Genomic DNA, 22,202 nt, shown 5'->3' with positions numbered 1-22,202 from the left:
CTACGTTATGCGGTCTCGTTTTTGGGCAGCGATCCTTTTCACAGCTGCTGCCATGGTCTCGTCACTTGTCATGTTCACGAAATTCCCGCAAGCGAGTGCGACATGGGAACTCGTCCTTGCCTATGGAGGCATGGCGTTCGTCTCTAGCCTCTTTTGCTGGTCCTTCGTTGCGGTGCGCCGCCACTCTTCTCGTTTATACGGAAGCTGGGTTGGTGTCTTCATCGCCGGACTGACTGTCTTACTCGTCTGTATCGCGCGATTCGTCTTGCGTGGTGATGTGATGATGATTTTCAAATGGCAAGCGATGCTCGGTAGCTTAACTCTCAATTTCGGCTATGTCGGTTGGGTACTCGTCATTGCAAATGCGATCATTGGTTTCATCATCGGTCGGATCCGTCAAAAGACGCGTCGTCCACGCCCGATGCCACAACGTTAATAAAAAGTCGCTGTCTTCTGAACGTCAATCAGAAGACAGCGACTTTTTTTTATTTGCGATGATAGCGGGAACGACTTTTCCGGTCGCTGTAATCCGCATAATAGGTGGAACTCGATAAAGAAACACCGTCCGTCATGCGATCGAGGTATTCATCCAGTTGCATCATCGATGGTAATTTATCCTCAAACAACTCATACGTCTCTTCCGCTTGATCGCGTTGCAATTCCCCGGCTTCCATCACAGCTTCGACGAGCTCATGGAAGATCCGTTGCTCGGTCGCACTCATCGTCTGCTCGATCCGTTTGACGTCCTCATCATACATTAAATCAAACAGACGCATCCGTTCTTCGAGCTGTTCTTCGACCCACGACCCGTCTTGTCCGAGCGTCTGTTCATAGGCAAGTTTCATCTCTTCGAGCGGTGTGTTCTGTTGCATGATGAACTTCAATGACTCCCCCGTCCAGATATGCCGTGCCAAATAACTAGCGTCGATGTTCAGGACGTCCGCCAATGCTTCGATGTAGGGTTTGGTTGGATAGACTTCGCTGAGCTCCGTCCGGCGGATGAAGTATGGTGCGACGCCGAGTCGTTCAGCCAACTGTTCGATCGTAATCCCGGCACGCTCCCGTAAAATACGAATCCGGTCACCGTAACCCCGATATGGTGAATGGTCTAGCATACGATTCCCTCCCTTATTCCTATGGTATCATCATACCCTTGAATCCGGTGTCGGATACATCGAACTTTCGGATGAATTCCGAAACAGATGCCGTGGGTAACGCAACCAAATCGGTAGGACACTCAAGAAGTAGCCGACCGTGACGATACTGATCCAAAAGACAGCTAAGTTAAGAAATGATCCCGTCTGTAGTCCGGCTTGTGTGACGACGACTTGGAACAATAAGAAAGCATGAAAGACAGAAATCAAGTACGGGATGAGCAAAACAGCGCCATATTTCATTAATAAGTAGCGGCGGATGTTCCCGGAACCGAATCCTAACGCAAACAGCGTCTTCATCCGTTTTTGCTCCTGTTCCGCTGTCATCTGCATCCATACATGCAGAAAACTGGCATTGATGACGAACAACCAGATTGTCAGGAGAACGACGACGAACGTGACGAGTCGTACGATTCGGATCCCGTCAATCTCATCTTCCGTCTCATTGATCAATTGATAGGGAACCGGTTGCTTCTCATCGAGCTTTGCTGCTGACTGGATGTTGCGAACGATTTTCATCCACTGTTTCCAGTCCTTCGTCCCGTAATCATGGTAGGCTGGCGTATCGAAGACGACGATTTGCCGGACGGGTTGCTTGAGTGTCTGAAAGACGGCATCACTGACGACGAAGATCGTCTCGATTTGATAATTGTAACCAAATACTAAATCGTGAGAAGCAGCGGGAAGTAATTCAAAGTCTTCTTTCTCCATCGCCTGTTTCGCTTTTTTCATCGTCGGTGTGTTCTCTTCGAGTTGTACCGGGCGTGCAGGTACAAAGAAACTTTGGCGTCCCGTCGCTGTCCGCTCCTTAATATCCAGTTGCCGCATCATCTTGTTGTACGACGAGATCGGTAGGAGGACGCGTGTTCCTTCTGCCTTCACTTGGATATCCTGCTGGTAGCGATCCGGGAATGCCTCTGTCATCGTCTGCTTGATATCCTTTAATCGTTTCGTCGGTTGAGCGGATTCTTCGTAATAGACGAGCCCGAATTGGTTCTGTGATGATAAGTCGAGTCCAATCAATTGAAACAAGAAGACGAGTCCGACTGCTGTCAGCGCACACGACGTCAAAATCGTTCCGAGGGCAATGAGCGTACTATTCGTTCGCAATTGATTGGCGATTTCCGAGACGATCAGTTTCCGCAGCGACAAGCGACGTGGTCGATATAACTTGGTCAACCACGGTAAGACATATCGGCAAATAAAAAACGATCCGATGAAGATGACAAGCGGGAAAAATATATAAAATCCTTCCGTCCGAACAAAGGCTAAGGCATAACCATAGATCAACAGGAGTAACGCTCCGATTTGCGTCAGAATCCAGGCTCGTTTTCGAAATAGCGAACGGGAACGTGTCGGTCGATCGGGACGAAAGCGGTAGATCGCAAGGACCGTTGCTGTCAGCAACACAAGGAAGGCGCCACCGATCAACGCAAGAATCGCATAAAAGGATAATTCGAATTCGATTGCTGGTAAGAACATGACTTTGACAACGGACAGCAACAGCATCTTCGTCAAGACATTACCTAGAATCATTCCTGCAGTGATCGCCAGACCACCAACGATCAAGACTTCAATTAAAAAATACTTTAAGAAGTGTGACAGTCCACTGCCGAGCGTCCGCATCGTCCGTAAATCGTTCTTACGGTGCTCTAGCATCGTATAGGTCGTCGAATAAATGAACAGTACACTGAAAAATAGGATGATCAGCTCCGCGATGAAGACGAAGAAGATCGTCATCTCGATGACTTGGTTCAATTGACTGAGGATTTTGGCGACGTTTTGGAATGATCCATTCGTCAACAAGTTCCAATAACTTGTCACGATCGTCATCGCGATGATGATCGTCAAGGCATAGCCGTAATACAAGCGCTGATAGCGCCGGATGTTACGTAGGGCGTATTGCAGATAATTGATGCTCATCCCCTCCTAACAACGATAGCGATTCGATGACCCGTTGGAAAAAGACACGGCGTGGCTCATCGCGGAACAACTCCGTTTGAATACTACCGTCTTTTAGGAATAAGACATGATTACAATACGACGCGACTTGCGGATCGTGTGTCACGATGACCATCGTCATCCCCGTCGCATTCAACTCGGCTAGGACATCCATGACGTGTTTCGTCGCTTGGAAGTCGAGTGCTCCCGTCGGTTCATCCGCAAGCATCAGACGTGGTGTATGGATCAGGGCACGACCGATCGCTGTCCGTTGTCGCTGTCCACCACTGACCTCATCGACCTGTTTATCAAGCAGATCATCAATTTGTAGACGGCGTGCCAACTCTTCCATCTCTTCCCGCGCGAGCTTTGCTTTTTTCCCTGACAGCATCAACGGGACGAGCATGTTCTCACCAAGTGTCAACGAATCGAGTAAATTGAATTCCTGAAAGATGATGCCGAGCGTCTCGCGCCGAAAACGTGTCATCTCTTTTCGTTTGAACGTCGCTGTGTCGACGCCGTCAATCAGAATTGATCCCCAACTTGGTTCGTCGAGTGTCGCAAGCAAGTTGATCAGCGTCGATTTGCCACTACCGGACGGTCCCATGACCGCGACCATCTCACCTTCTTCGACTCGGAAATTCACATCCGTCAGCGGTTGTTCCGTCACCTTTCCGGGATAGACCTTCCCTAATTGTTTAACCTCAATCATGTGCGCGACCTCCTACTAATCGAATCCGGCATGTCGTACCGACTCCTTCTTCACTCTCGAGCTCAATCTCATGCCCAAGCTTCAAGCAGACCTGCTGGACGAAATACAATCCCATTCCGGTCGATTCCCCGTATCGTCGTCCGTTTTCACCAGTGAAGAATGCATTAAAGACACGTGGGACGTCTCGTCTTGGGATTCCGACACCGTCGTCTTGAACGGAAAGGACGACTTGCCCCTTTGTCACTTCTGCCGTCAGAGCGACTTCACGACCATGTCCCGTCGTGTATTTGATGGCGTTCGTCACAAGCTGTAAGACGAGGAAACGAAACCACTTCGCATCCGTGTAGACATACACGTCTTCAGCGATATCGAGTTTCGGAAAGACCTGATTTTTGACGAATAATCGTTTTTCTTGATTGATGATGCTCGTGACGAGCGGCTTCAGTGCCAATCGTTCTGCCTTCAAATCCGTCTCGATTGCTTCTAAACGTGACGAATAGAGCATCTGGTCGAGTCCACTGCGCAATCGATCGACCTCTTGCCGTAAATCAGCCTGATAGTGTTCTCCTGGATGTTCGAGGATCAGCTCGATGACGGACAACGGTGTCTTCATCTGGTGAATCCATTGATCGACATACCGATGGCGTTCCTTTTCCTTTCGTCGCTCAGCAAACAGACTGTTTCGAAACAAAGTCTGTTGTCGCTCTAAAAATTGTTCGACGGCCACGGAAATCGGTTCTTCACTATCACTGCGAATTGGTTCTGCGACCGATTGAACCGGCTGTTGCATCCGTCGTAGCAACGGAAGCATGCTGAAGAAACGATAACTGAGATAAATCAAGAGACCGATACTGTTCAGGAGCACGATATAAAAGAAGGCTGCTGGACGATAAAGATCATAGAGCCATAAGACGGCATATAAAATGAGCATTTGTCCGGTAAAAAAGAGGATGCCTGGTATCGCGTGCCGTAAAAAGAGCTTCATGGTTCAAGGACCAGTTTATAACCGACGCCTCGCACCGTCTCAAGTCCAGCGACACCAATCTCGGCAAGCCGTTTACGGACACGCGTGATGTTGACGTTCAATGTATTCTCATCGACGAACGCTTCGTCGTCCCAAATCCGTTCGAGTAGATCGCCCCGACTGACGATTCGTGGACTTGCCGTCAGCAACATCTCAAGGATCAGCCCCTCTTTTTTTGACAGCTCGATCGACTGTTCCCCGTACTCGACGATATAACGGTCCAAGTACAGCGTGACCCCTTCTTTCGTCACTGTCCGCTCATCCGTCTCGTTCGAGAGTGTGCCATAGGCCCGGCGAATCTGACTTTTAATCTTCGCGATGACGACCGCTCCTTGGAACGGCTTGACGATGTAATCATCCGCTCCGTATTCAAGCGCCATGACTTGATCCATCTCCCCGACCCGTGCTGAGATGAACAGGATGGGTGCCCGTGTCTTCATCCGCAATTGCCGACACCAATAGAAACCGTCAAACTTCGGTAAATTGACATCTAATAGAATGACGTCCGGATTCGTCTCTTCAAAGACCGCGACGACATCTCCTCGCCCATCTTCAACGACGACTCTAAAATCATAGCGTTCAAGTAGTTCTTTTAATAAAGTAGCAATCTTCATGTCATCTTCGACTAATAAAATCGTATGCATCGTTCCTCTCAACTCCTTCTCCCTTTATCATAACGAACTCAAAAAGGACTGGAAACGATTATTCCGTTTCCAGTTCTGTGTACTCCTATTTAGTTCATCACGTGACGATGCGGCGATACGCACGAACCGTGACGATATAGTAGATCAGATAGACGATCGTATAACAAACAATCGCAAGTAATGTCGGACGAACGATGTTGTAGTTCAACAGTTTCTGCAAGACTTGCATCGCAACTAAACTATGAACAAGTCCGAGTACATACGGTAAGGAGAAGACGAATCCGACAAGGCGACGGATGATACCCGTCTGTTCTTTCTCATCGACACCGATTTTCTGGATGATGGCAAACCGTTGTTTCGATTCTTCTGCTTCCGCGAGCATCTTGAAGTAGATGATTGAACCCGTCGCAAGCAAGAAGACGAGACCGAGGAAGCCGGCAGCAAACGCGAGTAAGCCTGTCGTTGCCGTCGTCATCGCGTAGACAGGATAATACGCCGCCATCTCCGTGTCCGCTTGTTTTCCATATAATTGCGTCAACTGTTTCATCAATCCATCGTCATGACGTTCATCTGAGAACTGATAATTCGTCAGCGTGAAGCCTTTTTCCGGCATCTTCGCGAACGCATCATCGTTTACGACGAAAGCGAGCCGCTGTTTCTCATAAAGTTGAGCGATCGGTAGATTCGTCGCAGCGGTGATGCGAAAGGACTCATGAACGTCCTTGATTTCAACACCGACCGGCGATTTGACTTTCATCTTCAACAAATCGTTTCCTTTGAATGTCTCAAGGACGATTGCTTCGCCTTGTTTCGGTTCTTTGATGACCGTTTTCCCGTTCGCTTTCGCAAGCTTGACGTAGTCCGAATAGTTGACGTAGCTGAATTGTCCCGGCTGGTCTTCATACGCATACGTCGCGTAGTAACGTGTGAACGTCAGCGGGTTCGGCAGATCGGTCATCTCATGGTCGACGTTCTTGACGTTGACCATCGTCCGGCTGTCGATTTTCTGGTCGGACTTTGCAATCAGCTGTTCCGCTTCTGCTTGTTTGCTCGCAATCGATAGACTGTACGGAACTTGTTCCTCGACGGTCTGATCGATGAAATAATAAATCGATGTCGCTGTACCGACCGTCGTCAAGGTGACGGCAGTGATGACTGTGATCGTCGACAGCATGACGGCATTCGATTTGATTCGTGACAACAATTGCCCGTGCAAAATCAAATTCGTTCCTTTGAAATGTCGCGCTTGATTACTTAAGACGCGCAATAAGAAGATCGTAAAGTAACTCATCGTTCCGAACGTCCCAAGAATGACACAGAGCATCAAGAGCGGGGCGACGATCGTAAAGTGATCCATCAACGGTTGTCCTGTCAAATAGTAACCGACACCGATCAAGATGACCGAAAGGACAGCTAGGATCGGATGGACTTTCGGAAGCGATTCCGCTTGTTGTTCTGCCTTGAACAATTCGATTAATGTAAAACGATAAATCGTCCGAGCCGAACGTAAGGCAATGATCAAGAAAATCAACAGGAAGACACCGATCGTCTGCAGGACGGAAGATCCGCTGATCGTAAAGGTCGCATCGACTTGCATCGCCATGACGGAAGCAAGCAACTGCACGAAGTATTTCGAAGCGACAGTACCGATCGCAATTCCGAGAACCAAACCAATCACTCCGTACCCCATCGTCTCAAGGAAAATCAGTCGGGCGATCTGCCCTCGTTCTAAACCGAGTAATGCATAAAGTCCGATTTCCTTCTTACGACGACGTAAGAAAAAGTCACTTGAATACCAGATGAAGATAGCAGAGAAAAGCGCTAGAATGACACTTGCTCCGGTAAAGACCGTTCCCAGTTTTCCGTACAATTCGTTCGCCTGAAGCATCGCTTCATTCGATCGAATCGCGAGGAACGTATAGTAAATGAGAATCGCAAACGTGACCGCACCGAGGTACATCACGTTTTGACGGATGTTCTTCAAATTTTGAAACGCCAGTTTAGACAAGCTCACGGACGGCACCTCCGAGTTCGCGCTGGACTTCCATGATCTGTTCGAAGAATTCTTTCTGCGAACCGAAGCGATGGACTTCCTTGAACAGCTCCCCGTCCTTGACGAACAAAATCCGTTCCGCATAAGACGCCGTCATCGGATCGTGTGTCACCATCAGGATCGTCGCGCCTTCATCGTTGAGTGATTGCATCGCTTCGAGTAACCCTGTCGCTGACTTCGAATCCAGCGCACCAGTTGGCTCGTCGGCTAAAATGAGTGACGGATCATGAATGATCGCACGAGCGGCAGCCGTCCGCTGTTTTTGTCCACCCGATAGTTCGACGGGACGTTTATCGATTAAGTCGTGAATACCAAGTTGACGCGCCACACGATCGACACGTTCTAAAATCGTTTTTTTATCGACGTTTGCGAGCGATAGCGGTAAGGCGATGTTTTCCCGGACCGTCATCGTATCGAGGAGATTGAAATCCTGGAAGATGAAGCCGAGTTGTTCCCGGCGGAAGCGGGCTAATTGTTTTTCCTTCATCGCCGTCACGTCTGCTCCGTTGATTAAAATCGAGCCGTCCGTCGGCTGATCGATCGTCGACAGCAGGTTGAGTAATGTCGATTTCCCGGCACCGGATGGACCCATGATGCTGACGAATTCTCCTTCGTGGACACGGAGCGTCGTCGGACGCAGTGCTTCGTGGCGCGCCGTTTTCGTTTGATACGTTTTTGAAATCTGTTCTGCTTGTAAGATTGCTTTCATCTGTAATGCCTCCTGTGTTTGATTCGTTACACTCAGTCTAGTCCTTCCCTGCTTTTCTCAAAATGGACTTTGCTTTCACTTCTCTTACAAAACGGTAAGGCAAGGGAGGAGACGACAAAAAAGCCTCCATCCGCAAGGAATGGAGGCGTGTCGTATCTTATTTATGTGTTGCTTTGAAGAGCTCTGTGTCGCCTGCGACAACAGAAGTTCCTTCCGCTGGTACAGCTGAAAGCGTAAATTGATCGTGGTTTGTCACGATGATCGGTGTGATCGTCGATGGTGCGTTCGCACGGATGTAGTCAAGGTCGAACTCGACGAGGACGTCTCCTGCTTTGACTTTGTCACCTGACTGGACATGAGCCGTGAAGCCTTCACCTTTAAGGTTAACAGTATCAAGACCAACGTGAATCAAAAGTTCAAGACCATCTTCACCTTTTAGACCGATTGCGTGTTTTGTTGGGAAGATCGTTTCAACCGTTGCGTTGATCGGAGAGACGACTTTACCTTCAGTCGGTTCGATCGCGACACCGTCGCCCATCATTTTTTGAGAGAAAACTTGATCGGGTACGTTTTCGATGTTGACGATTTTACCTGTAAGTGCAGAAGCGATTTTCGCGTTTCCTGCGTCGTTACCACCAAACAATTTTTTTAAGAATCCCATGATACTATCCCTCTACTTTCTCGATCGTTTTTCTTCCAAATGGAAGTTTCGATTTTTTATAGGAGTAAGCTGTCAGACAGCTCGCTCACGTTCTCACAAAAAGCATACGTTTGTCCCTCTGGTTTTGCAAGTATTTTTGTGTGATAATAGTTAGAAATCATAAGGAGGCGCTTACATGTTACCATTTTCAGAAATTACATATGTCCGTCCTGACCTTGCCTTGCTTGAAACATCCATGAATCAAGCGATCGCTCGACTGACGGAAGCCACACAGGTAGATGAAGCAAACGCAGCCATCACTGAGATTAATACCCTCAGAAATCAATTTGAAACGGCAAGCCAGCTCGTCGAGATCCGTCACACGATCGATACACGCGATACGTTCTATGAGACGGAACAAGGATTCTTTGATGAAGCGAGTGCGATCTATCAAGGATATGTCTCAAGCTATTATCAAGCATTGACGACACACCCACTCCGCAGTGAACTCGAACAGACGCAAGGTAAACAGTTATTCCTGATTGCGGAAGCGAGTCTGAAGACGTTCTCAGAAGAAATCATTCCAAAACTCCAAGAAGAGAACCGTCTCTCGAGTGAATATACGAAGCTGATGTCTTCTGCTCAAATCGAGTTCGATGGCAAAACGCTCAACTTGTCGCAGTTCGGTCCCTATCTTCAATCACCTGATCGTGATGTCCGTAAAGCAGCTTCAGAGGCACGCTACGGCTATTTAAAAGAACAAGGTGAAGCAATCGATGCAATCTACGACAAACTCGTCCGCATCCGGACCGACATCGCGAAGACACTCGGCTTCCCATCGTTCGTCGAGCTCGGATACGCACGGATGCTCCGCGTCGATTATAACCAATCGATGGTCGAACAGTACCGCGAACAAATCCGCGAGACGATCGTTCCACTCGCGACACAACTCAAAGAGCGCCAGCAACGACGGATTGGCGTCGATCAGTTGTATTACTACGATGAAGGATTTGCCTTCAAGTCTGGGAATGCGACACCGAAAGGCGAAGAGTCGTTCATCATCGAAGGCGGCAAAAAGATGTACGCAGAGATGTCACCGGAGACGAACGAGTTCTTCAACTACATGCTCGACCGGGAAGCACTCGATTTGACGGCGAAGCCTGGGAAAGCCGGCGGTGGGTATTGTACCTACATCGCAGACGAAAAACTCCCGTTCATCTTCTCGAACTTCAATGGAACGGCAGGCGACATCGATGTCCTGACGCATGAAGTCGGACATGCCTTCCAAGTCTATGAGAGCCGTCACCTGACAGCTCCAGAGAGTGCTTTCCCGACGTATGAGGCGTGTGAGATTCACTCGATGTCGATGGAATTCTTCGCTTATCCGTGGATGGAAGAGTTCTTCGGTGAAGAGACAGCGAAATACAAGTTCAATCACCTCGCAGGAAGCGTCACATTCCTTCCGTACGGCGTTGCGATTGACGAGTTCCAACACGTCATCTACAATCAACCGGAATTGACACCAGCTGAGCGTCGCGAAGCATGGCGGACGATTGAGAAGAAATACCTGCCGCATCGTGATTACGAAGCGAACGATTATCTCGACTCAGGCGCATGGTGGCATCAGCAAGGACACGTCTTCGGAAGTCCGTTCTACTATATCGATTACACGCTCGCTCAAGTCTGTGCCTTCCAGTTCTATGCATGGATGGAACAAGACCGGGAAGCGGCTTGGAAGTCGTATCTCGATCTCTGTCGTGCCGGCGGATCGGAAAGCTTCCTCACGCTCGTCGAACGCGCTGGATTGAAGTCTCCGTTCGCTCCAGGTACGGTCGAGGCAGCAGTCGCACCGGTCAAAGCGTATCTTGAACAAGCAGACGACCTCGTGCTCGATCGCGTTTAATTCTTCGCGTGTAAGGTCACGCTTACAACGAACGTTTCTGTCATCCTCGCTTTCCACAGGCGGGAGATAAGCCGCGGCACCTCGCATTTCATGCGGTCTGCCGGGTCTTATCTAACCCTGACGAAAGCGGAAATCGCGCTTTCTTTTCCTGTAGGAGTCGAGGATGAACATTCACGTTCTCTATCTATCAAATAAAAGGAGCTGACTCAAAAGTCAGTCTCTATAAAGAAAAGGGTGGCAGAATGATGATCTGCCACCCTTTTCTCGTAAAAAAATGACGCGTCACACGCCACTCCTACAGGAAAAAGCGCATTATGCGCTGTCAGAGACAAACAAGACCCGCTTTCCTGCTTAAATAAAGCAGGAAAACTGGCTTGTGTCTCGCCTAAGGAAAGGGCGTGAAAAGACGCGTCATTCTTTTTTGAGTCAGCCCCTTTTTCATTTTAAGACACATACACATCAAGCATAGTAAACTCATGTCATTCAGATAGAAGCTTTTCATGATACTTCCCGTACCAGACCCGAAACTCGTCGGCTGGAATCGGTCTTGAATAATAGAATCCTTGCGCATACTCACAGTCAAGCACTCGTAAATGATCCGCTTGTTCAAGTTCCTCAATTCCTTCAGCGACGACGTCATACTTCAACGTATGAGCAAGCTTGATGATCGTCTCGATGAGCGGTGCGTTTGAACAGGCATCCGGACCACTGATGAACGAACGATCAATTTTCAACCGCTGGATCGGTAATCGACTTAAGTACGACAACGAAGAATACCCCGTACCAAAGTCGTCGATCGCAAGACGATATCCCATCTGGTGCAACGTCTGTAACGCATCAAATACGCGTGTGTCTGAAAAGACACCGAATGATTCCGTAATTTCAAGTTCCATCCGTTGTTCAATCCCTGGATGAATCTCTCGGACATCGGTCAGATAATCGACGATCCGACCAGAGACGAGTTCTTTGACGGATAAATTCGCTGAGACACGTAGTACTCCGAGCTCCGTATCCTTCCACTCTTCGACTTGTCGGACCGTCTCGGCAACGACCCACATCCCGATCTCTTCAATCAACATCGATCGTTCAGCAATCGGAATGAAGATTGCTGGACTAATCATTCCTCGTTCAGGATGGAACCAACGCAAGAGTGCTTCACAGCCATCGACTTGACCTGTTGCGAGATTAATCTGTGGTTGATAGAACAATTGTAGCTCGTTCTTCTCGATCGCTTCTCGTAATTCCGCTTCGAGGGCGACCGATTCAAGATATTCCGCACTCATCCAGGACTCGAACCAGACCGGTCCCCCCTCTGTCTGTTGTTTCGCATGCTGCATCGCGATATCGACTGAGGATAATAAGGAGGTGACGGCCACCGCATCATCCGGGTAACGGACCATACTCATGCTGATGCTGACATTGACGTATTCTCCGTTGATTTCATAGACATGTTCGATGACTTGCTTTAATTTCTGGTAATCGACGATATCCTGTTGTGCGACCAACACAGCGAATTCATCTCCACCAATCCGCGCCGCTTGTCCAGTTCCGATGAAATGGTGTTTGAGGCGATTTGCGAGATCTTTTAGAATCTGATCTCCCGCCCCATGTCCGTAGATGTCATTGATTCGTCGGAATTGCCGGACGCTGATCGTGACGAGTTCTCCCGGTTGAGGTGCTTTTAGGGCATCTGCCATCTTTTGCTCGAAACCATTCCGGTTCAACAAGCCCGTCAACATATCGAAGAGTGCGAGTTGTGTGATCCGTTCTTCCCGTCGGAACTGATCCGTCTCATCATGACAGGATAAGTAGAGTGCGACGCCTGTATCATCCTCTTTGTTTGCGACGTGGATGATATTGACGAACATGTTCAAAATCTTTTCATCAAAGAGCATCTTACAACGAATCGTCTGACTCTGCCCTTCCAGCGATCGTCTCAACGCTCGGCGCATTCGGTTCAAATCAGCCGGATGAATCAGTTCTTCAATCGTCCACCCCACTGTTGCGTTCGTTAATTGTCGAAAACGTTCATTTCCGTTCACGATCGTGTAATCCGATGACATCGCAAGGATTGGATCGGTATTTTGGGAAAAGAGCGATTCGATTTCCGCTTTTTTCTGTTTGATTTCTTTCGTCTTCGCGTCATTGTAATCGAGCAACCCGGCGATGATGGCCGTCATCGTCCGAAAGGCTTGGACGACGGGTTGGAAATCATTTCGCGCCGGTACGTGATAACCGGATTGTCGACGGTCTTCCGCAAAGGTATTCGCTTCTCCCTTCAATAAAGAAAGATCTTGGCGAAACGCGCGTAATAACGATAAGGTCAACATCAACAATCCAAGAATCAAGATACCGGTCGCGCCAAACAGAAGCCAGGCATTACGAATGATTTGATTGCCTCGATCTTGCATTTCTTGCGCGACTTGCTTAAGTTCTTGATCGTATAGACGATACATGCTGGATTCATACTGTTCGGCTTGATTCGCTAACGCAACGTACGTCGAATCTTTCGGAGCACGCAATAGGTCATCGAGCGTTTGTGTGTAGGCATCCATCTGTTCCCGCATGATTGCGATATCCTGACGTCCTGTGTCATTTTGAAGCGGAATCACGTCATACAAGGATTTGATGAGCGAGTCTTGTCGCAAAGGTAAATCAATCCGCATCTGTTGAATCCGTAACTGATCAATGGAACTAGGTTCTTCTTTTTGTCGAGCATCCTTCAAGATTTCAGCGGATTTACCCAGTTGTTCTTCCATTAAAATCAGATTGGAGAACACATTATAATAAGACCCTGTTTCTTTACTCAGCACGAGCTGATTGAAGATGATTTCACTTTTGAAGTTCGTCATCGTCGTGAAAAAACGATGATTCGATTCGTATCCTTGACGTTGCAGTTTTTTGATTTCTGTCAGGACTTCTTCGCGTGTCGACTCGGTCGCTTTCATATTCGGAAGCCGGTCCGTCAATTGTTCAAGCGATCGATTCGCTTGCTCTGAAGCTTGCGTCAAATCGGCATCGCCATTCAAAGACGAAAGATAGTAGCGCGTCACTTCCTGTTCGGCATGATTAAAAGGTGTCACTTCGGCAATCGTTTTACCCGATGCCTTGAAGCGATACCCCTCATCCAACGTTTTCGTCAAATGCTGACACGCGACGATCAACGCTACCAGACCGATGATCGCAATCATCCATGAGAACGTTTTATAGTAGGAGCGTCTTCGAAAGGCTTCTACGATGAAGACTGGTGATAAACGTCGCAACACATCGTCCTCCCTAAATTGTCATTATGCTTCTATATCGTCGCCTCCTCCCATTTCGTGAAGTCGTTTTGGGTCAATAAAAAGCACTTCTTCCCACATTTCTGTGAAAATCAGTGCTTTTTTTACTAGTTTTATTCATTTTTAATAACTGACGTTCTCCCGCGCTACTTTTTTAGCAAAATAATCGATGATATCACGCCGTCGGATGATGCCGATAAAATGTTTGCCATCATCAATGACGGGCACGAAGTTTTGATCCGTGATGACTTCAATCATCTCTTCCATCTGCGCTGTAATTGAAACCGGTTTATAACGGACACGTTGTTTAATATCAGTTAATCGTGTCTGTAAGACGTGGTCGTAATCGGCATGCTCGAGATTTGCTTCGAGTGCCCACAAGATATCGCCTTCCGTCAGCGTTCCTGCGTATTTCCCTTTATTGTCAACGAGTGGGACCGACGTAAAACGATGATGTTTCATCTTTTCCAGTGCTTGTCTGACCGTTGACTCAGGATCTAAATATTTCACCTCATCTTTAGGTAATAAGAAAAAAGCAATATTCATTTCTGTTCCTCCCTAGCCACTCTGTGACACCCTTTTCATTTTATCATGAACCCCGCGTTGATTCATTTCTCAAATGATGAAAATCTCTACATAATTCCTTCATATTTAGTTATGCCATATCCCGCTATTCCAAATAGAGAAAAGAACTGACCGTTGACGTTTACGTACTGATAAGCGGATGAACGCCCTGCAGATATCATCTGTGCAGAAGTATGAAGGAGCAACTAACACGTTACTGATCATTGAACGACACGATTCCGATTCGAAAGACTCTCCAGTGCCACACGGTTGATTTTGTAGCGAAGCCTTTTTCGGAAGACTTCGGTTTTTCTTGGTTCGTTCTCGACTATCCGTGAAAGAGGACATACACTAGAAGCAATCCACTTTATTTCGAAAGGAGTCGTGTCATGAATCGCTTGTCGACATCCGACTTGACGCAAGTCGCAGAGCACCTTTACGGGATGACCGGTTTTTTCGTCACGTATCGAGATCGTCATGGTACTCCGCTTGCACTACGCCCAGAAGCTCCACCTCATCCGGGAACCCTGCCGATTGAGAATGAATGGCCCGTCCTTAAAAAGACTCCTTTACTCTATACCCTGAAAGATGGTACAGCCTACCTCTTTTTGGACGTTCCGGAACAAGGTATGTATCGAATTGGTCCTGTTTTATTACAATCCGCTCTCTTTCGGGCGCATATCCAGGATGAAGCCTATCATCAGTTTTATAAAGTCTTGCCGCGTACGACGGAGAACCGATTGATTGACTGTGCTCACCTGATGTATCGCTTGTTGCACGGGGAAGCATTGCCGAAACGAGAAATCGAACAACTGTCTGATATTCAGGAAGCTGAAATCCCACTCGTTGCGGATGCACCGTCCCATACAGGGGTGACCGCGTACCGAAAAGCATGGCAACGGGAGCAACAAATCATCGACTGGATCGCGACGGGTCAAAGCGAGCGACTCGCAACGACTTATTCATTACCTGCCTACGGTGAGTTCGGCACACTCGCACGGCATCAACCGTTACGCGCAGAAAAGAACCTGTTGCTCGGAACCGTCCTATTGAGCGCACGCGCCGCGATTCGCGGTGGACTAGAACCGGACGAAGCGTTCTCTCTAAGCGACCGGATGATTGAGACGATCGAAGCCGCGACGAGCATTGCCGAACTCCGGAATCGTCATGTCCGCATCACGGTCTCGTTCGCAGAGGCCGTCAAGGAACTCCAAGCGCTGCGTCACTCGCCTCATGTACTCGCTGCGATTCGCTATATTCAGCAACATTTGTATGAACCGTTGTCCGTCTCATCCATCAGCCAAGCCATTCATGTCTCGTCCAATTACTTGTCCGTTCTGTTTAAGGATGAGACCGGTTTGCCACTCGCCCGGTATGTCATCCGGGAACGCATTCGGGAAGCGAAGCGTCTCCTGCGCTCGTCCGACGACTCGTTGCTGACGATCTCAAATAAGTTACACTTCTCAAGTCAAAGCCATTTCAGTCAAGCCTTCAAACAGACGACTGGCGAGACGCCGACGCATTACCGGCAACGAAGTGAATTTTAAGAGAGTCGTGCCTTTTTTTCGTTTTGTGATATCCTATTCAACAGGAACTATTTTCGTGAATCCGTTTTTGACGGATTCTTTCATCAAAAAGGAGAATCAACATGAACTCAATTAGTGTCATCATTCCTGTCTATCAAACTGAATCACAAACGAAGGCAGCCATTCAATCCGTTCTCGACCAGAAGGTGTCGATCCCGGTGGAAATCGTCGTCGTCTTTGACGGACCAAGCACATACATCGATGAGCTCCGTTCTCTCTATCCGACATGTACGATCGTAGAACAGGCGCATCAAGGAACGTACGCAGCACGTCGACGCGGTCTTGAAGTTGCAACAGGTGACTACGTTACCTTCCTCGATAGTGATGATATCCTCGCACCACGTGCACTCTATACGTATATCAAAGCCTATGAGAAATCACGCGGTGAAGTCATCATCGGTAAGGTCTCACCTGTCTACAACAAGAAAAAATGGCTCATGCCGATCGATGATGATCGTTATTTCTTCTATACTCGTACGAAGTTCAATTCGCGTCATTTGACGACGATTCATGGCTGGATGATTAAAAAGGACTTGCTCAATGATCTACCTGTTCTTGAGACACGATGGTTCGCTGATACGATCATCGCCCATACCATCATTTCGAAACTGACGAACCTGACATCGGTCAGTTATGTCGTCTATGGTCGAAACTCACGTAGTACGCCACTTGAAGGACAATCGCTCTACCAAGCGCGTGATATCACGACATTGTCCGATATCTCACGGATTTACGGTATGTTATCTGCCCATACGAAGGATAACGACGTTCAAAAATTCTTAAATACATGGTACAAACGTTTCATCTCAAAACGTGGTCGAGCATTGCTTGAGCGCAGTACATCAAAAAGCCAGCAGACCGACGTCTTCCGTCATGTCGCTTACGACTTGAGACGGGCGAAGACACAAAGCAAGTATCTGCAAGCATGGTCAACGGGTTCGTATATCATGTTCCGTTCATATATCACTGCTGTTAAGACTAAACAGACATTACGGACGGCACGACGTAAAAAAATCAAGAACGGTCTCATGCTCTATCGTCTGTTCCAAAAGATGCCGGTCAAAGAGAACCTTGTCTTATTCGAGAGTTTCCTTGGACGAAGCTACTCCGATAATCCGAAGGCTCTTTATCTGAAATTAAAAGAACAACGCCCTGAACTTGAGCTCGTCTGGATTTTCGCGAATGAGCCTTCAGATGACGTCAAGGAAGCTTGCCCAAACTGGGTGCTCAAAAACAGCTTCGCGTATTACCAAGCGATGGCACGTGCGAAGTACTGGATCTTCAATACACGTCAACCGCTCAGCTTAACGAAACGCGAAGAAACGATCTACCTTCAAACGTGGCACGGCACACCATTAAAACGACTAGGTCTCGACATGGAAGAAGTCCATATGGCAGGAACGAACGCGACACGCTACAAACGAAACTTCTACAATCAAGCACAGGAATGGAACTACTTGATTTCTCCGAATGCCTATTCGAGCGAAATTTTCAAGAGTGCGTTCGGTTTCCAAAACACGATGCTTGAGACGGGTTATCCACGAAACGATCTCTTGTATGCGGACGATCAAGCTGGTCTCATCAGCGAAATCAAAGCACGTCTTGATATCCCGGCTGACAAGAAAGTCGTCTTGTACGCACCGACATGGCGGGATGATGAGTTCATCGCGCGCGGAAAATACCGCTTCGATCTCCAACTTGACTTGAATGAGATGCAGGCCCGACTCGGTGACGATTATGTCGTCTTGCTCCGGATGCATTACTTGATTGCGCAAAATATGGACATCAGTGGACACGAAGGCTTCGCTTACGACGTCTCTTCGTATGGCGATATCGCAGAGTTGTATTTGATCAGTGACGTCTTGATCACTGACTACTCGTCTATCTTCTTCGATTACGCCCACTTACAACGTCCAATGATCTTCTTTACGTACGACCTGGAGAAATATGCGTCGACGTTACGTGGATTCTATTTCGATTTCGAAGAAGTCGTTCCAGGACCACTCTTGAAAGAGACGGACCAAGTCATCGATTATATCGAACAGATCGATACGAAATCCGTCGCTTACCAAGAAAAATACGATCGCTTCCTCGAGCGATTCTGTAGTCTTGACGATGGTACGGCAAGTGAACGTGTTCTTGCTGAGTTGTTCCCGAATGCAAGCTCAGCAGATGCTGAAGATGCTGAATAAGGAGACACAATGAAAAAGGAGAAAGATGCGCTTTTGCGCTCTTTCTCCTTTTTCGTATCATCGTCTACGATACGGTGCAATCCGCTCTTCAAATTCAGGGTGAACGAAACTAGGGCGTAACGATAAGACGACCTCACCGAGGAGATGTTCTACCACGTCGTCCCATCGTTCGACGATCTCAGAAGAGGTCTTCGCAGATACATCCCCCTCTTCGAGTAATGCTGTCTCATCCGTCGTTCTCATGAAGACCCACGTATCATCAGATCGTTTGCGCCCCATCAGGGTGATACGTCCACCTTCCATCCGGTATAGAAGGATTCGCTCCCATTGACGCTTCCGACTCGGTACCATGACTTCATGATGTCGCGCGATGATTTGCTCTTTGATTGTTTCCCGGCTAGCAACGAGATTCGGACACAGATGATAAAAATCATCTGTTCGTGGATGCTTGATACCAAAGTGCGGAATACCCGACGCTTCAAGACGCTTCAACCATTCTTCTTTCGCTTGTCGCAGATGTGTCCAGCGAACAAGATGACTTCGGACGCTCCATCCTGTAATCACGAAAGGATGTCGACGCAATTCTTCGACTGACGCAAACAACGTCTGCTTTTCAAAAGAGGTTTCCTGACAGAGTTCTTCGAAACGATTGATCGATGTGACATCATTGCCATGTTGCATCGGGAATAGATTGTATAGATGGAAGCGTCCCGATAAGGCTTGTCCTTCGTAGATACCTTCTACGATCCGGATGATTTGTCGCATCGTCTCATCCAATCGACCAATTTGACCCGTCGCTTGCCCTGCCGTATCAAGTTGCTGACGTAATGTAGGATCCACCGTCGCAGAACCTGGATTCAACATCAGGCACGCACCGAGAGACGTCTCACTCTCACCCCACTGGATATATGTATGATAGCGATACAATACGTCTTGCTCTAGCCGGAATGTCGCATACACTTGAACACCGTTAGTCGTCATCATGAACCCTCCTATACTTTTATATACAACTTGATTATTTTACCATATAGAGGTTCTTATTTACTTTCATTTATACATTAGGTCAATCAAAAAATGGAGCTGACTCAAAAGTCCATCTCTACAAAGATAGGGGTGGCAGAATGATGATCTGCCACCCCTATCTCATAATAAAAAGAATGACGCGTCACACGCCACTCCTACAGGAAAAGCGCATTGATGCGCTGTCAGAGACGAACAAGACCCGCTTTCCTGCTTGAAATGAAGCAGGAAAACTGGCTTGTGTCTCGTCTGAGGAAAGGGCGTGAAAAGACGCGTCATTCTTTTTTTAGTCAGTCATATGAACGTTTTTAGTTACGGACGAACAAGGCAACGCTCTCGACGTGTGTCGTATGTGGGAACATATCGACCGGCGTCACTTCGACGAGTGTATAACCGAGCTCCGTCAACAACTTCGCGTCACGCGCTTGAGTCGACGCGTTACATGAGACGTAGACGATTCGCTTCGGTGCAACACCCGCAGCAGCACGCAAGAATTCTTCGTCACAGCCTTTACGTGGTGGATCGACGACGATGACGTCCGGTTGAATACCGGCTTTAACGAGATCCGGCATGACCTTCTCAGCTGCACCATACTCGAACGTCACGTTCTCAATGCCGTTCGCTTGTGCGTTCCGGCGTGCATCATCGATTGCTTGCGGTACGATTTCGATGCCGTAGACGTGCTTCGCTTGTTTCGCGAGTGACAAGGAAATCGAACCGATACCACAGTAAGCATCGACGACAGTCTCATCGCCTGTCAACTGAGCGTACTCGAGCGCTTTCGCGTAGAGTTTCTCTGTTTGCAGCGGGTTGACTTGGAAGAACGAATGCGGTGAGATCTCATACGTCAATCCAGCGATTTGATCGCGGATGACGGACGGTCCGTACAAGACGACGTTCTTTTTCCCAAGGATGACGTTCGTATCATCCGGGTTGATGTTGTGCTGGATCGATGTGACATTTGGTAACGCCTTTAAGATTCCTTCAACGATTTTATCGATCCCACGCAATTGTTTGACCTTCGTGACGAGCACGACCATCAACTCGTTCGTGTGGTACCCATGACGTGCCATGATATGACGGATGACGCCCGCTTTTTTCTTCTCGTCGTACGCTGGAACTTTTAAATCAGCGAGGACTTTACGCACCGCTTGGACAGCTTCGTCGTTTTCTTTATTTTGGATCAAGCAGTAGTCCATATCGATGATCCGGTGACTTCGTTTTTGATAGAAGCCAGCCATCAATTTGTTCGATTGGAAGGCGACCGGTACTTGTGCTTTGTTGCGGTAACCCCAAGGATCTTCCATCCCGATCGTCTCGTGGACGGGAATTTCAAGACCTGCCAGGCGCGCGAAAGCGTCACGGACACGGTTGTGCTTGAACTTGAGTTCTGCATCGTATGACAAGTGTTGCAATTGGCAACCGCCACACTGGTTGTAAACCGGACAAGGCGGCTCGACACGATCGACACTCTTCGTCTTTTGACGGATGATACGACCGAACCCGTAAGACTTCGTCGTTTTCGTGATTTTGATCTTGACCTGCTCCGTCGGCAATGCGCCCGGGATGAAGACCGTGTACCCATCGATGCGCGCGACCCCTGACCCTTCATGTGTCAGGTCGACGATCTCGACGACGTGTTCATCGTTCTTTTGTACTGGAATCATGAATATCCTCCTTAAAAACCTCGCTTCACGCGAGGTTCGTTTCTGCTTCTTGTAGTTGTGTATTGATTTGTTCCATCTCTTCGATCCGGAACTTTGGTGTCATGACTTCGAAATGAGAGCGAAGATTCGTCATCTCGCCTTCGCAAATGCCGCCAAACTCACCATCGATGTTCAAACTCATCTCTGATGTATTCTTCATGCGGACGAATGAGGTCGTGACATGCTCGATGCAAGGGTCTGAGAAATGATCCCCTTTTAAGGCAAGGCGCATGACACGAATCAATTCGACGAGGTTACATTTCTTCAGAATGAAGAGATCGAACCGACCGTCATTGAGTGACGCGTTCGGTGACAGCTTTTCGAATCCACCGACGGAGTTCGTGTTCGATGTCAAGAACAGCATGACTTCTCCTTTGAATATACCCTTTTCATGCTCCAGTTCGACATATGTCGGTCGGATTTGCGGAAGTTTCTCCATCCCTTTGACGTAGTACGCGAGCTGTCCGAGTGCCGTCTTCAGCTTCGAAGGCACTTCGTACGACAGTTCTGTCATGATGCCACCACCAGCGATGTTGATGAAGTAATGGACGCCTGCCGACCCTTCGATCTTACCGATATCGACCGGCATCGTATGTCCTGTGCAAATGACATCCATCGCTCCTTCGATCGTCAATGGAATACGCATCGCCCGACCAAAGTCATTCGTCGTTCCAACAGGTAATACACCAAGCTTTGGACGTTTGCTATAAGCTGCCATTCCGCTGATCACTTCGTTCAACGTACCATCGCCGCCTGCTGCGACGACGAGATCAAAGTCTGCTTCGCATGCTCGTGCTGCTTCATACGTCGCATCGCCGACCGCTTTCGTCGAGTAGACAGATGTCTCATAACCCGCTGCTTCGAGTCGGTCGAGGATATACGGTAAATTTCGTTTAACCATCTCTTTCCCGGAAGTCGGGTTATAAATCACGCGCGCTCTAGGTCTCATAAGATTTTCTCCTTTTTGACTCAACCGTTCATTTGATACATAACTGTTTTATTTTACATGAACTCTCGAGACATTACAAAGCCAAAAAAGACAGCGTCCGTTTCCTCGCAGAAGTAAAGGAGAA

The 22,202-nt window shown here is 48.2% G+C and carries 17 protein-coding genes; 4 read left to right on the top strand and 13 right to left on the bottom strand.

All coding sequences use genetic code 11. The features are described from left to right. Window positions 1–7 precede the first annotated feature (7 nt). Window positions 8–436: a hypothetical protein gene (locus ITJ88_RS01490; protein WP_029342557.1), complete on the top strand. Its 429-nt coding sequence runs from the start codon at window positions 8–10 to the stop codon at window positions 434–436. A gap of 49 nt (window positions 437–485) precedes the next feature. On the opposite strand, the gene ITJ88_RS01485 is transcribed toward ITJ88_RS01490, so the two are convergent. The 8 genes from ITJ88_RS01485 to ITJ88_RS01450 form a co-directional block, all read right to left on the bottom strand. Beyond that, complete coding sequence (locus tag ITJ88_RS01485; protein ID WP_195864482.1) at window positions 486–1,115, bottom strand: helix-turn-helix domain-containing protein; 630 nt, start codon at window positions 1,113–1,115, stop codon at window positions 486–488. Window positions 1,116–1,145: 30 nt separating this feature from the next. Next, window positions 1,146–3,077 (bottom strand): ABC transporter permease, encoded by a 1,932-nt coding sequence (locus ITJ88_RS01480; protein ID WP_195864481.1) that lies wholly within the window; start codon window positions 3,075–3,077, stop codon window positions 1,146–1,148. Next, window positions 3,043–3,807, bottom strand: a complete 765-nt coding sequence (locus ITJ88_RS01475) for an ABC transporter ATP-binding protein (RefSeq protein ID WP_064299373.1) — start codon at window positions 3,805–3,807, stop codon at window positions 3,043–3,045. Before ITJ88_RS01475 ends, ITJ88_RS01480 begins: the two co-directional genes overlap by 35 nt. Beyond that, window positions 3,800–4,792, bottom strand: coding sequence for a sensor histidine kinase (locus ITJ88_RS01470; RefSeq protein WP_195864480.1), 993 nt, complete (start codon window positions 4,790–4,792; stop codon window positions 3,800–3,802). The genes ITJ88_RS01475 and ITJ88_RS01470 overlap by 8 nt, the downstream gene beginning before the upstream one ends. Further along, entirely contained in the window at window positions 4,789–5,475 is a 687-nt protein-coding gene (locus ITJ88_RS01465; protein WP_023469323.1) for a response regulator transcription factor, read from the bottom strand. Before ITJ88_RS01465 ends, ITJ88_RS01470 begins: the two co-directional genes overlap by 4 nt. A gap of 97 nt (window positions 5,476–5,572) precedes the next feature. Continuing rightward, complete coding sequence (locus tag ITJ88_RS01460; protein WP_195864479.1) at window positions 5,573–7,489, bottom strand: ABC transporter permease; 1,917 nt, start codon at window positions 7,487–7,489, stop codon at window positions 5,573–5,575. Then, complete coding sequence (locus ITJ88_RS01455; RefSeq protein ID WP_195864478.1) at window positions 7,476–8,237, bottom strand: ABC transporter ATP-binding protein; 762 nt, start codon at window positions 8,235–8,237, stop codon at window positions 7,476–7,478. The genes ITJ88_RS01460 and ITJ88_RS01455 overlap by 14 nt, the downstream gene beginning before the upstream one ends. 157 nt (window positions 8,238–8,394) lie before the next feature. Further along, window positions 8,395–8,898 carry a PTS sugar transporter subunit IIA gene (locus tag ITJ88_RS01450; RefSeq protein ID WP_035396161.1) on the bottom strand — a complete coding sequence of 168 codons (504 nt, stop codon included), beginning with the start codon at window positions 8,896–8,898 and terminating at the stop codon, window positions 8,395–8,397. A 175-nt stretch (window positions 8,899–9,073) separates the two neighbouring features. On the opposite strand from ITJ88_RS01450, the gene ITJ88_RS01445 reads away from it, so the two are divergent. Next, complete coding sequence (locus ITJ88_RS01445) at window positions 9,074–10,780, top strand: M3 family oligoendopeptidase (protein WP_195864477.1); 1,707 nt, start codon at window positions 9,074–9,076, stop codon at window positions 10,778–10,780. Window positions 10,781–11,259: 479 nt separating this feature from the next. Here the strand turns inward: ITJ88_RS01445 and ITJ88_RS01440 are convergent, their stop codons facing one another. Continuing rightward, window positions 11,260–14,046, bottom strand: a complete 2,787-nt coding sequence (locus ITJ88_RS01440; RefSeq protein ID WP_195864476.1) for a putative bifunctional diguanylate cyclase/phosphodiesterase — start codon at window positions 14,044–14,046, stop codon at window positions 11,260–11,262. Between the two features lie 138 nt (window positions 14,047–14,184). Then, the gene (locus ITJ88_RS01435) at window positions 14,185–14,607 is read right to left on the bottom strand and encodes a CBS domain-containing protein (RefSeq protein WP_195864475.1); all 423 of its coding nucleotides are present in this window, start codon (window positions 14,605–14,607) and stop codon (window positions 14,185–14,187) included. A gap of 407 nt (window positions 14,608–15,014) precedes the next feature. Between ITJ88_RS01435 and ITJ88_RS01430 the strand changes: the two genes are divergently transcribed. Together ITJ88_RS01430 and ITJ88_RS01425 are read left to right on the top strand one after the other, a co-directional pair. Next, window positions 15,015–16,172 (top strand): helix-turn-helix domain-containing protein, encoded by a 1,158-nt coding sequence (locus ITJ88_RS01430; RefSeq protein WP_195864474.1) that lies wholly within the window; start codon window positions 15,015–15,017, stop codon window positions 16,170–16,172. A gap of 101 nt (window positions 16,173–16,273) precedes the next feature. Next, window positions 16,274–18,403 carry a bifunctional glycosyltransferase/CDP-glycerol:glycerophosphate glycerophosphotransferase gene (locus tag ITJ88_RS01425; RefSeq protein WP_195864473.1) on the top strand — a complete coding sequence of 710 codons (2,130 nt, stop codon included), beginning with the start codon at window positions 16,274–16,276 and terminating at the stop codon, window positions 18,401–18,403. Window positions 18,404–18,460: 57 nt separating this feature from the next. On the opposite strand, the gene ITJ88_RS01420 is transcribed toward ITJ88_RS01425, so the two are convergent. From ITJ88_RS01420 to ITJ88_RS01410, 3 genes are all read right to left on the bottom strand, one after another. Beyond that, window positions 18,461–19,384 (bottom strand): hypothetical protein, encoded by a 924-nt coding sequence (locus tag ITJ88_RS01420; protein ID WP_195864472.1) that lies wholly within the window; start codon window positions 19,382–19,384, stop codon window positions 18,461–18,463. Window positions 19,385–19,731: 347 nt separating this feature from the next. Then, complete coding sequence (rlmD, locus tag ITJ88_RS01415; RefSeq protein ID WP_195864471.1) at window positions 19,732–21,090, bottom strand: 23S rRNA (uracil(1939)-C(5))-methyltransferase RlmD; 1,359 nt, start codon at window positions 21,088–21,090, stop codon at window positions 19,732–19,734. 25 nt (window positions 21,091–21,115) lie between these two features. Next, the gene (locus ITJ88_RS01410; RefSeq protein WP_087681390.1) at window positions 21,116–22,078 is read right to left on the bottom strand and encodes a diacylglycerol kinase; all 963 of its coding nucleotides are present in this window, start codon (window positions 22,076–22,078) and stop codon (window positions 21,116–21,118) included. Window positions 22,079–22,202 lie beyond the last annotated feature (124 nt).

It is taken from the genome of Exiguobacterium abrahamii (assembly GCF_015645365.1).
In the GTDB taxonomy this organism is placed as follows: Bacteria; Bacillota; Bacilli; order Exiguobacteriales; family Exiguobacteriaceae; genus Exiguobacterium_A; species Exiguobacterium_A abrahamii.
Note: the sequence above shows the minus strand (reverse complement) of the source record. Positions and strands in the feature narration are given on the sequence as shown.